We start from the raw sequence: 14,347 nt of genomic DNA on the forward strand, positions 1-14,347 counted from the left end.
CCCGTCGCCGGCGAGCCGGGGACGGGATAGTGATCGATAAGCGCAGCGTTGCCGCCGCGCCATCGCATCAAGGGACTTACGGACGGCTGCCGGTCGGGAACGGCCATGCAGCAGCCGGGTTCAACGCGGTCTTCACCGTCCCTGCGGGAGCCGTCGAGGCAGCAGCAGGAGCAGCGGGGGCGGGCGCAGCCTTCTTGGCGGCAGCCTTCTTTGCTGCAGGCTTCTTCGCAGCAGGCGCAGCCTTCTTCGCAGCAGGTGCAGCCTTCTTCGCAGCAGGTGCAGCCTTCTTCGCAGCAGGTGCAGCCTTCTTCGCAGCGGGAGCAGCCTTCTTCGCAGCAGGCGCGGCCTTCTTCGCAGCAGGCGCAGCCTTCTTCGCAGCAGGCGCAGCCTTCTTCGCAGCAGGCGCAGCCTTCTTCGCAGCAGGCGCAGCCTTCTTCGCAGCAGGTGCGGCCTTCTTAGCAGCAGGCGCAGCCTTCTTCGCAGCAACCTTCTTAGCAGGCGCCGCCTTCTTCGCCGGTGCGGCCTTCTTCGCTGCAACCTTCTTCACTGCGACTTTCTTGGCCGGTGCTGCCTTCTTGGCGACAACCTTCTTCGCTGCGACCTTCTTGGCCGGTGCAGCCTTCTTCGCTGCAACCTTCTTCACTGCGACTTTCTTGGCCGGTGCGGCTTTCTTGGCCGGTGCAGCCTTCTTCGCTGCAACCTTCTTCACCGCGACTTTCTTAGCCGGTGCCGCCTTCTTGGCCGGCGCAGCCTTCTTCGCCACGACCTTCTTCACTGCAACCTTCTTGGCTGCGACTTTCTTGGCCGGAGCAGCTTTCTTCGCAGCGGGTTTCTTCTTGGCAGTTGCCATTTTTTTACTCCTTCAGGTTTTAAGAATGAGAGTTAGTTCGAACTACACCCTTCTTCAAAACCCGCTTCCCGCTGCGCGCCTTGACGAAGGCGCGCGCTGACAAGCGGGCTATTCATCGGCGTACGCACGTGCTGCGCGCTTACGCTAATGAATACGGCAAGGCGTGCCGTGCCAAAAGGCACAGCACGCCAAATCAAGTCGGCAGCCGAACGCTTGGCGCTCAGGCTCGCCGGCAATCGCTTGAATCGAGCCGGTGGCCTAGCCACCGGCTTTTTCGGGGGGTAGTTCGCCCATCCCACTGAAGGGTTCGCAAAGTGCCTGTCATGTTTGTTGGCGGACTTGCCGCCGGGCACGCTTTGCATCAGGCGTTCTTGCTCCTTACCATCTTCGCCGCGGCTTACGCCGCCGGCACCCCATCATTCGTTTGCGACGCGCCCTCTCACTCCCAGGACAGCGCACCGCCGGTTTGATATTCAATGACTCGCGTCTCGAAGAAGTTGCGTTCCTTCTTCAGGTCGATCATTTCGCTCATCCACGGGAACGGGTTCTCTTCGTTCGGGTACAGCGGATCGAGACCGATCTGCTGGCAACGACGATTGGCGATGAACCGCAGATAGCTCTTGAACATCGAGGCGTTCAGACCCAGCACGCCGCGCGGCATCGTGTCTTCCGCGTAGCGATACTCGAGCTCGACCGCGTGCTTGAACAGGCCGCGAACGTCCTCGCGGAACTCGGCCGTCCACAGGTGCGGGTTCTCGAGCTTGATCTGGTTGATCAGGTCGATGCCGAAGTTGCAGTGCATCGACTCGTCGCGCAGGATGTACTGATACTGCTCCGCGGCGCCCGTCATCTTGTTCTGGCGGCCGAGCGCGAGAATCTGCGTAAACCCGACGTAGAAGAACAGCCCTTCCATGATGCAGGCGAACACGATCAGCGACTTCAGCAGCTTCTGGTCCGCATCGAGCGTACCCGTCTTGAAGGCCGGATCGGTCAGCGTATGGATGAACGGAATCAGGAATTCGTCTTTGGCGCGAATCGACGAAACCTCGTGATACGCGTTGAAGATCTCGCCTTCGTCGAGACCCAGCGATTCGACGATGTACTGATACGCGTGCGTGTGGATCGCTTCTTCGAACGCCTGGCGCAACAGGAACTGGCGGCACTCGGGTGCCGTGATGTGCCGGTAGGTGCCGAGCACGATGTTGTTCGCAGCCAGCGAGTCGGCCGTCACGAAGAAGCCGAGGTTACGCTTGACGATACGGCGCTCGTCTTCGGTCAGCCCGTTCGGATCCTTCCACAGGGCGATGTCGCGGGACATGTTGATTTCCTGCGGCATCCAGTGGTTCGCACAGCCAGCCAGATACTTCTCCCACGCCCACTTGTACTTGAACGGCACGAGCTGATTGACGTCGGTGCTGCCGTTGATGATGCGCTTGTCGGCAACGTTCACGCGCGCTTCGGAAGCAGCAACCGGTGCCGCTGCTTGCGTTGCGTACGGAGCGACCGCGCTATCGGCCGCGAAGATGTCTTGCGCCAAGGGAGCTTGCGTTGCGACGTGCGCCGCTTGCATTCCGACAGCCTGCCCTGCGGGGTTGCGCAACGTGTTCAGTTGCGAACCGCTCGAGGGAGTTACGGCAGTCGTCTCGTCATCCCAGTTGAGCATAAATTCTCACCATCAATTTAGATCGGTTTGTACCATCTTTTCACGAGCGATAAAAGAGCCCGCTCATGAAAATTCCTCTTTTCGATTCGCGCTGCGACCTGCATACAACACTTTGATCGTTACGTTGTGCAGTCCACATCGTTTGTTGCGAGCGCAGCGTGGATCGAATCACTGTGCGCTCGTCGTCGAACACTGCTCGGCAAGCCAAGCGTCGTCGACATGCGCGGCTCGTTGCCGCCCTCGCCCGACACTCGCTTCGATAACGCACGCGCCTTTGTCTTTCTGTTGTTCGCGCGTGCGCCCGGAGGTCGACGCTTCACTGCTGGTTCACTGCTTGCGCGCCGCGCATCGAAGCGCGGCGCGCGTTTTGGGCTGACCGCCCGCTTGCCGTTACTGGCAGGCCTCGCACTCGTCGAAGCCGGGGTCGCCAGGACGCATCGTGCACACCGGACCGTCCGCGATCAGTTCCTGCTCGGCGACGGGCGCTGCGTTCAAGCCGCCCGTCGGAGCCGACGCGCCACCGAGCATGCCGCCCGCTGCGCCGAAGCCACCGGCTGCACCACCGCCTGCTTCGCCCGAACCCGTATCGCTCGACGGCACCGCGTTCAGCGCGCCGTGCGCGACCGTCGACTTCTCGACGTGCGTCGCCGCCATCGTGCGCAGGTAGTAGGTCGTCTTCAGGCCACGCAGCCACGCGAGCTTGTACACCTCGTCGAGCTTCTTGCCCGACGCGCCCGCCATATAGATGTTCAGCGACTGCGCCTGGTCGATCCACTTCTGACGACGCGAGGCAGCCTCGACGAGCCACTTCGGATCGACTTCGAACGCCGTCGCGTAGATCGCGCGCAGGTCGGCCGGCACACGGTCGATGCGCGAGAGCGTGCCGTCGAAGTACTTGAGGTCGGCAACCATGACCTCGTCCCACAGGCCGCGCGCCTTCAGGTCGCGCACCAGGTAGTCGTTGACCACCGTGAACTCGCCCGACAGGTTCGACTTCACGTACAGGTTCTGGAACGTCGGTTCGATGCAGGCCGACACGCCGATGATGTTCGAGATCGTCGCGGTCGGTGCGATCGCCACGCAGTTCGAGTTGCGCATACCGAAGTTCGCGATGCGCGCACGGAGCGTCGTCCAGTCCATCGACTCGCTGGCATCGACTTCGACGTAGCCGCCGCGCGCGTCGGCCAGCAGCTTCAGCGTGTCTTGCGGCAGGATGCCGCGATCCCACAGCGAGCCACGGTAGCTCGAGTAGCGGCCGCGCTCCTCGGCGAGCTCCGTCGACGCGTAGTAAGCGTAGTAGCAGACCGCTTCCATCGAGCGATCGGCGAACTCGACGGCCTCTTCCGACGCATACGGCGTGCGCAGCAGATGCAGACAGTCCTGGAAGCCCATGATGCCGAGGCCCACCGGACGGTGCCGCAGGTTCGAGTTACGCGCCTTCGCCACCGCGTAGTAGTTGATGTCGATGACGTTGTCGAGCATGCGCATCGCCACGCTGATCGTGCGCTTGAGCTTGTCTTGGTCGAGCGCGTAGCTGCCGTCGTCCTGCTTGGCCAGGTGCGCCACGAGGTTGACCGAGCCGAGGTTGCAGACGGCGATTTCGTTGTCGCTCGTGTTCAGCGTGATCTCCGTGCACAGGTTCGACGAGTGCACGACGCCCACGTGCTGCTGCGGCGAGCGCACGTTGCACGGATCCTTGAACGTGATCCACGGATGGCCCGTCTCGAACAGCATGCCGAGCATCTTGCGCCACAGCTGAGCCGCCGGAATCTTCTTGAACAGCTTGAGCTCGCCGCGCGCCGCCTTGTCTTCGTAGGCCGTGTAGGCCGCTTCGAACTCGGCGCCGAACTTGTCGTGCAGATCGGGGCACGTGGACGGCGAGAACAGCGTCCAGTCACCGCCCTCCATGACGCGCTTCATGAACAGGTCGGGAATCCAGTTGGCCGTGTTCATGTCGTGGGTGCGGCGGCGATCGTCGCCGGTGTTCTTGCGCAGCTCGAGAAACTCTTCGATATCGAGGTGCCACGACTCGAGGTACGCGCACACGGCGCCCTTGCGCTTGCCGCCCTGGTTCACGGCGACGGCGGTGTCGTTGACGACCTTCAGGAACGGCACGACGCCCTGCGACTTGCCGTTGGTGCCCTTGATGTGCGAGCCCAGCGCACGCACGCGCGTCCAGTCGTTGCCGAGGCCGCCCGCGAACTTCGAGAGCAGCGCGTTTTCCTTCAGCGCTTCGTAGATGCCGTCGAGGTCGTCGGCCACCGTCGTCAGGTAGCACGAGGACAGCTGCGAGCGGCGCGTACCCGAGTTGAACAGCGTCGGCGTCGAGCTCATGAAGTCGAAGCTCGAGAGCACGTTGTAGAACTCGATCGCGCGCGTTTCACGGTCGATCTCGTTCAGGGCGAGACCCATCGCGACACGCATAAAGAATGCCTGCGGCATCTCGATGCGCGTGCCGTCCACGTGCAGGAAGTAGCGGTCGTACAACGTTTGCAGGCCGAGGTAGCCGAACTGCAGGTCGCGGCTCGTGTCGAGCGCGGCACCGAGGCGCTTAAGGTCGTATTGCAGCAGCTTGTCGTCGAGCAGCTCGGCTTCGACGCCGCGCTTAATGAACTGCGGGAAATACTCGGTGTAACGCTCGGCCATCTCGCCTTGCGTCACTTCCTCGCCGAGGATCTCGCGGCGAATCGTGTGCAGCAGAATGCGTGCCGTGACCTGGCTGTATGCCGGGTCCTTCTCGATCATCGTGCGGGCCGCGAGGATCGCCGAGTCGTAGACCTGGCTCATCGGCACGCCGTCGTACAGATTCTTCACCGTCTCGGCGACGATCGGCTCGGCCGACACGGCATCGCCGAGGTGCTCGCAAGCCGATTCGATCAGCGCGGTCAGCGCCTTCAGATCGAGCGGGCGCGTCACGCCATTGTCGACGACGTTGATGCCGTGCGCCTGCGCGCCTGCCTCTTCTTGCTCGAGGCCACGCTCCTGGTTGCGCTTCTCGCGGTAAAGCACGTAGGCACGCGCGACGTTGTGTTCGCCGCCGCGCATCAGCGCGAGCTCGACCTGATCCTGGATATCTTCGATATGGAACGTGCCGCCATTCGGGCGGCTGCGCAGCAGCGCGCGCACGACGCTCTGCGTAAGCTGCTCGACGAGCTCGCGCACGCGTGCCGACGCGGCGCCTTGCCCGCCGTTGACGGCCAGGAATGCCTTCGTCACCGCGATCGCGATTTTGGACGGCTCGAACGACACGACGCTGCCATTGCGGCGGATCACCTTGTAGTCGGCGAAAGTAGCCTGCGGCGCGAGCGGCTGCGCGAAGCCTGCCTGGCCACTGAGGGCGTGGCTCATCGGCGCGCCGTCTTGCTGGCTCGTCATGTTGTCGGTCGTTTGCATGTGCAAAGCTCCTGATCTTGGATGTGCGGACATACCGCGGATTGGAACAACCGCCGCGCCACCCCGAGCGCGAACGATGAGGTGCGGGAAGAGAGGAGACGCAATCCGGATGCCCGGCGGCACGACACGAAACAGACGATGGTCTTCGTCATTGTTCTTGCGGCTTTCCTGCGCCTTTTCTTCCCCGAATACGAGGCGCCGGCCTGTCGGCTTCAGCCCCTCGTCGCATGATTTTCAACGTCCCTTGACCGGTTGCGGCACCTTGCCCCGAGCCAAGGCGTCGCAAACGTTTTTACACAATATCTAGTGCGGACGTGTATCTTCACTACCAAGTATAGTGGGGTGAGGACGAGGTTCCAACCGATTTATTTGTGGTCTGACGCTTGACTTTTCATTAAGCGAGCCAGGACAAGGACTTAGCCAAAAGGCAAGAGGCGCGGCCCTTTTTCGCCTCGGCCGCAGCATGGGCGAGCCGGTCGCTCAGCGCGTCAGATAGGGGAAATAGCGATCGGTCAGCGCGGTGTCGCGCTGCAGCCGTCGCCAGTCGAAGTGCGGCCCTGGATCGGTTTTACGGCCTGGGGCGATGTCCGAGTGGCCCCCGAGCGCCTCGATGCGATAGTGCCTGCACAGTGCCCTCACGAGCGCGGCCAGCGTGTCGTACTGGGACGCCTCGAACGGTATCTCGTCGGTGCCCTCGAGCTCGATGCCGATCGAAAAGTCGTTGCAGCGCTCGCGGCCGAAGAAATTCGACGCCCCCGCGTGCCAGGCACGCCCATCGCACGACACGAATTGCTCGAGCACGCCGTCGCGACGGATCAGGAAGTGCGACGAAACGCGCAAGCCACGCAGGTGCGCGTCGTAGTAGGGATGGGCGGCACAGTCGAGCCGGTTCAGGAACAGGTCGGCGATGGCGCTGCCGCCGAACTGGCCCGGCGGCAGACTGATGTTGTGGATCACGATGAGCGTCGGCACGACGCCGTCAGGCCGCGCTTCGAAATTCGGCGACGGTAATGCGCATGCACGAGGCACCCAGCCATCGTCGGCGACGACGAACCCGGCAGCCTTCATCGCGCGGCGCGACCACCTGTGCTCGCAGCGCGGCTGCGAGCATGTTCGGCGCAGCAGTAGTACTGCGCGTCGAGCACGATCGAATCGCTCTTGGGCGCGTGCACGCCGCAGGCGGCGCAGCGCACGATCGGCTCGGCCAGCGATGCCGTCGGCGTCTTGGCGCTGCCCTGGGGCGGCGCCGTGCGCGCGCCTGACACGCCCGGCGCGCCTGCGCGCGTGCCGGCCGCTTGCGCATCGGCAGCGCGCAAGGTCTTCACGAGCCAGCGGCCGGCGAGCACGAACAGGACGAGAAGGAGAAGTTGTCGCATGAGCGGTCAGACCACGGGACGGTGCAACAGCACCTCGAAGACGAAGCGGCTGCCGACATAGGCGAGCAGCAGCGCGGCGAACGAAGCGAGGACCCAGCGCAGCGCGGCTCGCCCACGCCAGCCCGACACCTTGCGGGCCGTCAGCAGAGCGCCGAACATCACCCACGACAGCACGGCGAAGACGGTCTTGTGATCGAGCTTGAGCGGCCGGTCCAACAGCTGCTCGCTGAAGAGAATACCCGAGACCAGCGTGAGCGTGAGCAGCACGAAGCCGGCCGAGATCAGGCGAAACAGCAGCTTCTCAAGCGTGAGCAGCGGCGGCAGCGTATCGAGCCAGCTGGCGAGCCAACCACCCGCGCGACGCTCGAGCGCCCCACGCAAACCGTGCAGGCGCCGCTCGGCGAACAGCATCAGCACAGCGTGCAGCGCGGCGATGGCGAACAGGCCATAGGCGATGTTGGCGATCACGAAGTGCAGCTTGAACAGCGGCGCGGCCGCATAGGACAGCACGTGTACGCCGCCGAACACGAGCGGCAGCTGCGACGCGACGCACGCGAGCGGCAGTACGAGCAGACGCAGGCCGTCGAGCGGAAAGAAGAAGCTCTCGATCCAGTAGATGCCGGCACCGAGCCAGAACATCGCCGACAGTGCGAACGCGAAGCCGAACACCATCGCGTCGTGCGGGAAGATCGTCATGTGCAGCAGCAGCCCGTGCGCGACGAGCGCGGCAAACAGCAGCGCGCGTCCCTGCACAGCCGCGCCCGAGGCCGCCGGCAGCGCCGGCACGGCCGGCATCTGCGGCACGCTCGAGAGCACCGCCTCGGTCCCGCCTTGCCGATGTGCGCGCCAACCTGCCACGGCGAGGCCGCCATACAGGAGCGCGGTGAGGGCATACAGTACAATATCCATGTCCGAAGTTTACACTAGGCCGTTTGGCGCGCCTGCATCCCGATGTCTCGATGCGCGCTCCGGCCACTTCCGCTTATCCGCTCCCCATGCTCGACAATCTGACTCAACGGATGGCGCGCGTCGTCAAGACGCTGCGCGGCGAAGCCCGTCTCACCGAAGCCAACACGCAGGAAATGCTGCGCGAAGTGCGTCTCGCGCTGCTCGAAGCCGACGTGTCACTGCCCGTCGTACGCGACTTCATCGCCAAGGTGAAGGAAAAGGCGCTCGGCGAGGAAGTCCTGAGCAGCCTGTCGCCAGGACAAGCGCTCGTCGGTGTCGTGCAACGCGAACTCACCGCCGTCATCGGCGGCGACTACGAAGGCCGCGCCAGCGAACTGAACCTGGCGGTCACGCCGCCTGCCATTATCCTGATGGCCGGCCTGCAAGGCGCCGGCAAGACGACCACCGTCGGCAAGCTCGCCAAGCTGCTGCGCGAGAAGCACAAGAAGAAGGTGCTGACGGTCTCGTGCGACGTCTACCGCCCGGCCGCTATCGCGCAGCTGAAGACGGTCACCGAGCAAGTCGGCGCCGAATTCTTCCCGTCCGAGCCGGACCAGAAGCCGGTGGACATCGCCGTGGCGGCCGTCGATTGGGCCAAGCGGCACTATCACGACGTACTGATCGTCGATACGGCCGGCCGGCTCGGTATCGATGAAGCCATGATGCAGGAGATCGCAGCGCTGCACGACGTGCTGAAGCCTGCCGAAACGCTGTTCGTCGTCGACGCGATGCTGGGCCAGGATGCCGTCAACACGGCCAAGGCGTTCAACGACACGCTGCCGCTCACGGGCGTCGTGCTCACGAAGCTCGACGGCGATTCGCGCGGTGGTGCGGCGCTGTCCGTGCGCCACGTGACGGGCAAGCCGATCAAGTTCGTCGGCGTCGCCGAAAAGCTCGACGGGCTGGAAGTGTTCTATCCGGACCGCATGGCGAACCGGATTCTCGGCATGGGCGACATTCTTGCGCTCGTCGAGGAGGCGCAGCGCAGCGTCGACGTTCAAGCTGCGCAAAAGCTCGCCGACAAGGTCAAGAAAGGCGGCGACTTCGACCTCAACGATTTCCGCGCCCAGCTCTCGCAGATGAAGAACATGGGTGGGCTGTCGACGCTGCTCGACAAGCTGCCCGCGCAGTTTCAGCAAGCGGCGTCCGGCGCCGACATGGGCCAGGCCGAAAAGCAGATGCGCCGCATGGAAGGCATCATCAACTCGATGACGCCGCAAGAGCGTGCAAAGCCGGAGCTCATCAAGGCCACGCGCAAGCGCCGCATCGCGGCCGGCGCGGGCGTGCAGGTGCAGGAAGTCAACCGCCTGCTCAATCAGTACGACCAGATGCGCACGATGATGAGAAAGCTCAAGGGTGGCAACTTGCAGAAGCTGATGCGTGGCATGAAAGGCATGATGCCGGGGCTGCGCTAAAGGCGCGCGGGTTAATGCGGTGGCGCGCCACCGCAAGTTTGCACACTATGTATACAGTTATCGCTTTGCCGACGCCATGAATCGCGAAGAAGCTCTCCACATCTTTCACCACTCCGAACAGATCGTCTCGGCCGACGAGGTCAACACGTCGATCTCGCGCATGGCCGGCGCCATCCGCGCGGAAATGAGCGAGTCGTTCCCGCTCGTGCTGTCGGTCATGGGTGGCGCGGCCGTCTTCACCGGCATGCTCCTGCCGCACCTCGACTTCCCGCTCGAGTTCGACTACATCCACCTCACGCGCTACCGCAACACGACCAAAGGCGGCGCCGACATGCAGTGGCGCGTCGCACCGGCCGAGTCGGTGAAGGACCGCGTCGTGCTCGTGCTCGACGACATCCTCGACGAGGGCGAGACGATGGCCGCGATCCGCGACCGCATCGTCGCGATGGGCGCGAAGCGCTTCCTCAGCGCGGTGCTGTGCGAAAAGATCATTCCGAAGGCGAAGCCGCTGCGTCCCGATTTCTGCGGCTTCGAAGTGCCGGACCGCTACGTGTTCGGCTGCGGCATGGACGCGAAGGGTTACTGGCGCAACCTGCCGACGATCCGCGCGCTGACCGAAGGCGCCTGAGCCCCCTCCCCCTGCCTCGCCCGGCATGACTACATGCCGGGCGAGCGCCGCGCACCGCTACAGCTGGTGCACGAAAACGCGGATCCCCGCGAGAATCATCTCGATCGAAATCGCGACGAGCACGAGCCCCATCAAGCGCTCGAGGGCCGTGACCGTGCGCTCGCCGAGCCAGCGCTGAATGCGTTCGGCCAGCACGAGCACGACGGCGCAGACGGTCATCGTCACGGTGAGCGCGCCAATCCACTCGAACGTGCGGCTCGGCGCCTGCGAGGCCAGCAGCATCACCGTGGCCATGGCCGACGGCCCCGCGAGCGCAGGAATCGCCAGCGGCACGATGAGTGGCTCGCCATGCGGATCGTTGCCGAGCGGGCCATCAGGGTGCGGAAAGATCATGCGCAGCGCGATCAGGAACAGCACGATGCCGCCCCCGATGCGCAACGACAGATCGGTGAGGTTCATCATCCGCAGGAAGCGATCGCCCGCCAGCATGAACACGAGCAAGATCGCGAACGCGATGGCGACTTCGCGCAGAATCACGACGACCCGCCGATCCGGCCCGACCTCGCGCAAGGCGTTGACGAACAGCGGGATGTTGCCGAGCGGATCGGTGATCAGGATCAGCAGGACCGTCGCGGACAGGAAGTCGTATTGCAAACGCGCCCCCGATCAGCGAGCCGCGCGCGGATTGGCCAACGCCGCGCGGATCTTCGCCGCCGCCAACGCGGCCGCTTCGTCCACGGGCAGCAACGTCGCCTCGGTGTCGCGGCGGCCCTGGTACTCGATCTTGCCGTCCTTCAGGCCACGATCGCCGATCACGAGCCGATGCGGCACGCCGATCAACTCCCAGTCGGCAAACATCACGCCGGGGCGCTCGCCACGATCGTCGAGGATCACGTCGACGCCCGCTTCGCTCAGTTGCGCATAGAGCTTGTCGGCCGCTTCGCGCACTGCCTCGCTGCGGTCATAGCCCATCGGGCACAGCACGATCTCGAACGGCGCGATCGCTTCGGGCCAGATGATGCCGCGGTCGTCGTAGTTCTGTTCGATCGCCGCGCCGAGAATCCGCGTGACGCCGATGCCGTAGCAGCCCATCACCATCGGCTGCGGCTTACCCGTCTCGTCGAGGAACGTCGCGCCCATTGCTTCGGAGTACTTGGTGCCGAGCTGGAACACGTGCCCCACTTCAATGCCGCGGCAGATCTCGAGCTTGCCCTTGCCGTCCGGCGACGGATCGCCGGGACGCACATTGCGGATGTCGGCGACGACCGGCTCGGGAAGATCACGCCCCCAGTTGACGCCAGTCGTGTGGAAGTCGACTTCGTTCGAGCCGACGACGAAATCGCTCATGTGCGCGACGGTGCGGTCGGCGATGACCTTGACGGGCTTCTTCGTGCCGACCGGGCCCAGGTAGCCGGGCGGCGTACCGAACCACTCGACGATCTCCTGCTCGGTCGCAAAGCGGAAGTTCGCCAGCCCTTCGACCTTGCTGGCCTTGACTTCGTTGAGCTCGTGATCGCCGCGCAGCATCAGCAGCCAGATCGTCGGCTCGGCACCTTCGTTGTCGGTGGCGAGCACGATCGACTTGATCGTGCGTTCGAGGGGGATGTTCAGGAGTTCGGCCACCGCCTCGCATTTGGCCTTGCCCGGCGTCGCCGTCTTCTGCATCGGCTCGGTCGGCTCGGCACGCTTCGCGTACAGCGCCACCGCATCGGCCGCTTCGACGTTGGCCGCGTATTCGGAATCGGGACAATACGCGATGTCGTCCTCACCGGTCGCCGCGATCACGTGAAACTCCTGCGAGCGATTGCCGCCGATCGAGCCGCTGTCGGCCGTCACCGCGCGGAACTCGAGGCCGATGCGCGTGAAGATGCGCACGTAGGCGTCGAACATCTTCTGATACGACTCCTGCAGACCCGCCTGATCCTTGTCGAACGAGTACGCGTCCTTCATCGTGAACTCGCGGCCGCGCATCACGCCGAAGCGCGGGCGGATCTCGTCGCGGAACTTGGTCTGGATCTGATAGAAGTTGACCGGCATCTGCCGGTAGCTCTTGATCTGATTGCGCGCGATGTCGGTGATGACTTCCTCGTGCGTCGGTCCGATCACGAACTCGCTTTGCTTGCGATCCTTGAAACGCAGCAGTTCGGGGCCGTACTGCTCCCAGCGGCCCGATTCCTGCCACAGCTCGGCCGGCTGCACGGCGGGCATCAGCAACTCGAGCGCGCCCGCCCGGTTCATTTCCTCGCGCACGATCGCTTCGACCTTGCGAATCGAACGCAAACCGATCGGCAGATAGTTGTAGATGCCGCCAGCGACGCGCCGGATCATGCCGGCGCGCACCATCAATTTGTGGCTGACGACTTCCGCGTCGGCCGGGGCTTCCTTCAGGGTGCCGATAAAGAAACGGGAGGCTTTCATTCAGAATTTATCCAAAAGCGGCGGCCCACGGCGGGCTGCCGAAAGAGGGAACGAGTGAACTCGGAGTATCGATCAGAATCGCTGCGTCGTGCTGCGCGATAGCCTAGCGCATCGCGCAACGATTCGTCAGACAAGCGGCCGGCCGCACGAGGCACATGCTTTGCAGTGCTTCGAACTGTCCTGGTGCATGCCGATGCGGAAGACTCGTTATCTGTTTATAATCAAAGCAATTTTAAAGGATTCGAAGGTGGTTGTATGCTGGATCGCGAAGGCTTTCGCCCGAACGTCGGCATCATCCTCTTGAACGCGCGCAACGAGGTGTTTTGGGGCAAGCGGCTGCGTGAACATTCCTGGCAGTTTCCGCAAGGGGGCATCAAGTATGGCGAGACCCCTTTGCAAGCGATGTATCGGGAGTTACACGAAGAAACCGGCTTGCTTCCGGAGCACGTCAAGATCATCGGTCGCACACGCGACTGGTTGCGCTATGAGGTGCCGGACAAGTTCATCAAGCGCGAAGTACGCGGCCACTACCGCGGCCAGAAACAGATCTGGTTCTTGCTTCGAATGGTCGGACGCGATTGCGACATTTGCTTGCGCGCCACCGATCACCCGGAGTTCGATGCTTGGCGTTGGAACGAATATTGGGTGCCGCTCGATGCCGTCATCGAGTTCAAGCGGGATGTGTATCAGTTGGCTTTGACTGAGCTGTCGCGATTCCTGCGCCGCTCGTCGCCGCGCAATGAGAAGTCGCGCGGGCCGCATCATGGGCAGCGCTATCCACGCGTGTCGCCAGCCGCCCAGGCTGTCGTCATGTCGGCTGACGGGTTGATGACGGAGGTCGTCAGCACGAACGCCGACGGCTCTGTCGTCGTCATATCCAGCTTCATCGAGCCGGAGTAGTCGGCCGGTCCATTCGCACTCGATACCGTACGGGCGCTATCATTCGGTCTCCGAATATCGCGCCCGTTTTTTCGAGGAACCCATATTGAAAGCGATTGCTCTCGCGCTGGCCTGTGCGGCCGCCAGCGCACTGGTGGCCGGCTGCTCGCACGCCCCCACGAACAAAGACGACGGCGTCTTCACCTATCTGCTCGACCGCCAGTCGGAGTGGAAGGAGAACAAGGTCGACGCGCTGCCGCCACTGCCGCAGTCGAACGATCTGATTTCGTTCGACGTATCGCGCAATACGCCGCTGCAGTTTGCCGTCGATGCGAAGTCGGTCTCGGTGGGGTCGGACGGCGTCGTGCGCTACACGGTGGTCGTCACGAGCCCGTCAGGCGCGCATAACGTCAACTACGAAGGCATCCGTTGCGATACCTATGAGTGGCGGCAGTACGCCGCGCTCAATGCCGACCACAACGGTTGGGACAACACGGTCGCCAACGACTGGCAGCGCATCGAGAACGGCGAGCTCAACGCCTATCAGGCGACGCTGTATCAGGATTACTTCTGCGCGAGCAAGATGCCCACCGGCAAAGCGAAGACCATCGTCGACAACATGCGGATGCATCGCACCGCGTCGTCGCTGATCCGCTGAGACCGACCGCTCGCGCGCATGGCGCGGCGAAACTGCTTCGCTCAAACAAAAAGGCTCGCGAACGACGCGAGCCTTTTTGTTGCCGGCATGGTTGCCCGCGCCTTTCGCAACGTCTGATC

13 protein-coding genes are annotated in these 14,347 nt (G+C 63.6%); 4 read left to right on the forward strand and 9 right to left on the reverse strand.

Going from position 1 to position 14,347, the window contains the following annotated elements:
- Positions 1-76: 76 nt before the first annotated feature.
- The 7 genes from D7S89_RS08960 to D7S89_RS08995 form a co-directional block, all read right to left on the reverse strand.
- The gene (locus D7S89_RS08960; protein ID WP_121277244.1) at positions 77-850 is read right to left on the reverse strand and encodes a histone H1; all 774 of its coding nucleotides are present in this window, start codon (positions 848-850) and stop codon (positions 77-79) included.
- Positions 851-882: 32 nt separating this feature from the next.
- Positions 883-1,212 carry a hypothetical protein gene (locus D7S89_RS27750; protein ID WP_121277245.1) on the reverse strand — a complete coding sequence of 110 codons (330 nt, stop codon included), beginning with the start codon at positions 1,210-1,212 and terminating at the stop codon, positions 883-885.
- A 77-nt stretch (positions 1,213-1,289) separates the two neighbouring features.
- Positions 1,290-2,513 (reverse strand): ribonucleotide-diphosphate reductase subunit beta, encoded by a 1,224-nt coding sequence (locus D7S89_RS08970; protein ID WP_121277246.1) that lies wholly within the window; start codon positions 2,511-2,513, stop codon positions 1,290-1,292.
- 390 nt (positions 2,514-2,903) lie between these two features.
- Positions 2,904-5,906 (reverse strand): ribonucleoside-diphosphate reductase subunit alpha, encoded by a 3,003-nt coding sequence (locus D7S89_RS08975; protein ID WP_121277247.1) that lies wholly within the window; start codon positions 5,904-5,906, stop codon positions 2,904-2,906.
- 480 nt (positions 5,907-6,386) lie between these two features.
- Positions 6,387-6,974, reverse strand: coding sequence for a 1,6-anhydro-N-acetylmuramyl-L-alanine amidase AmpD (ampD, locus tag D7S89_RS08985; RefSeq protein ID WP_121277249.1), 588 nt, complete (start codon positions 6,972-6,974; stop codon positions 6,387-6,389).
- Positions 6,971-7,282, reverse strand: a complete 312-nt coding sequence (locus D7S89_RS08990) for a PP0621 family protein (RefSeq protein WP_121277250.1) — start codon at positions 7,280-7,282, stop codon at positions 6,971-6,973. The genes ampD and D7S89_RS08990 overlap by 4 nt, the downstream gene beginning before the upstream one ends.
- Before the next feature lie 6 nt (positions 7,283-7,288).
- The gene (locus D7S89_RS08995; protein ID WP_121277251.1) at positions 7,289-8,191 is read right to left on the reverse strand and encodes a cytochrome C assembly family protein; all 903 of its coding nucleotides are present in this window, start codon (positions 8,189-8,191) and stop codon (positions 7,289-7,291) included.
- Between the two features lie 86 nt (positions 8,192-8,277).
- Between D7S89_RS08995 and ffh the strand changes: the two genes are divergently transcribed.
- Together ffh and D7S89_RS09005 are read left to right on the forward strand one after the other, a co-directional pair.
- Complete coding sequence (ffh, locus tag D7S89_RS09000) at positions 8,278-9,645, forward strand: signal recognition particle protein (protein ID WP_121277383.1); 1,368 nt, start codon at positions 8,278-8,280, stop codon at positions 9,643-9,645.
- A 76-nt stretch (positions 9,646-9,721) separates the two neighbouring features.
- A complete protein-coding gene (locus D7S89_RS09005; RefSeq protein ID WP_121277252.1) occupies positions 9,722-10,273 on the forward strand; it encodes a hypoxanthine-guanine phosphoribosyltransferase in 552 nt (183 codons plus the stop codon).
- 57 nt (positions 10,274-10,330) lie between these two features.
- Here the strand turns inward: D7S89_RS09005 and D7S89_RS09010 are convergent, their stop codons facing one another.
- A complete protein-coding gene (locus tag D7S89_RS09010) occupies positions 10,331-10,927 on the reverse strand; it encodes a MarC family protein (RefSeq protein ID WP_121277253.1) in 597 nt (198 codons plus the stop codon).
- Between the two features lie 12 nt (positions 10,928-10,939).
- Entirely contained in the window at positions 10,940-12,691 is a 1,752-nt protein-coding gene (locus D7S89_RS09015) for a proline--tRNA ligase (protein ID WP_121277254.1), read from the reverse strand.
- Between the two features lie 255 nt (positions 12,692-12,946).
- Here D7S89_RS09015 and D7S89_RS09020 point away from each other — a divergent pair, with 255 nt between their 5' ends.
- On the forward strand, positions 12,947-13,591 hold the full coding sequence (locus tag D7S89_RS09020; protein ID WP_245982779.1) for an RNA pyrophosphohydrolase: 645 nt from the start codon (positions 12,947-12,949) through the stop codon (positions 13,589-13,591).
- 85 nt (positions 13,592-13,676) lie between these two features.
- On the forward strand, positions 13,677-14,228 hold the full coding sequence (locus tag D7S89_RS09025) for a CNP1-like family protein (RefSeq protein WP_121277255.1): 552 nt from the start codon (positions 13,677-13,679) through the stop codon (positions 14,226-14,228).
- Positions 14,229-14,347 lie beyond the last annotated feature (119 nt).

The organism is Trinickia fusca (genome assembly GCF_003628145.1).
Taxonomy (GTDB): domain Bacteria; phylum Pseudomonadota; class Gammaproteobacteria; order Burkholderiales; family Burkholderiaceae; genus Trinickia; species Trinickia fusca.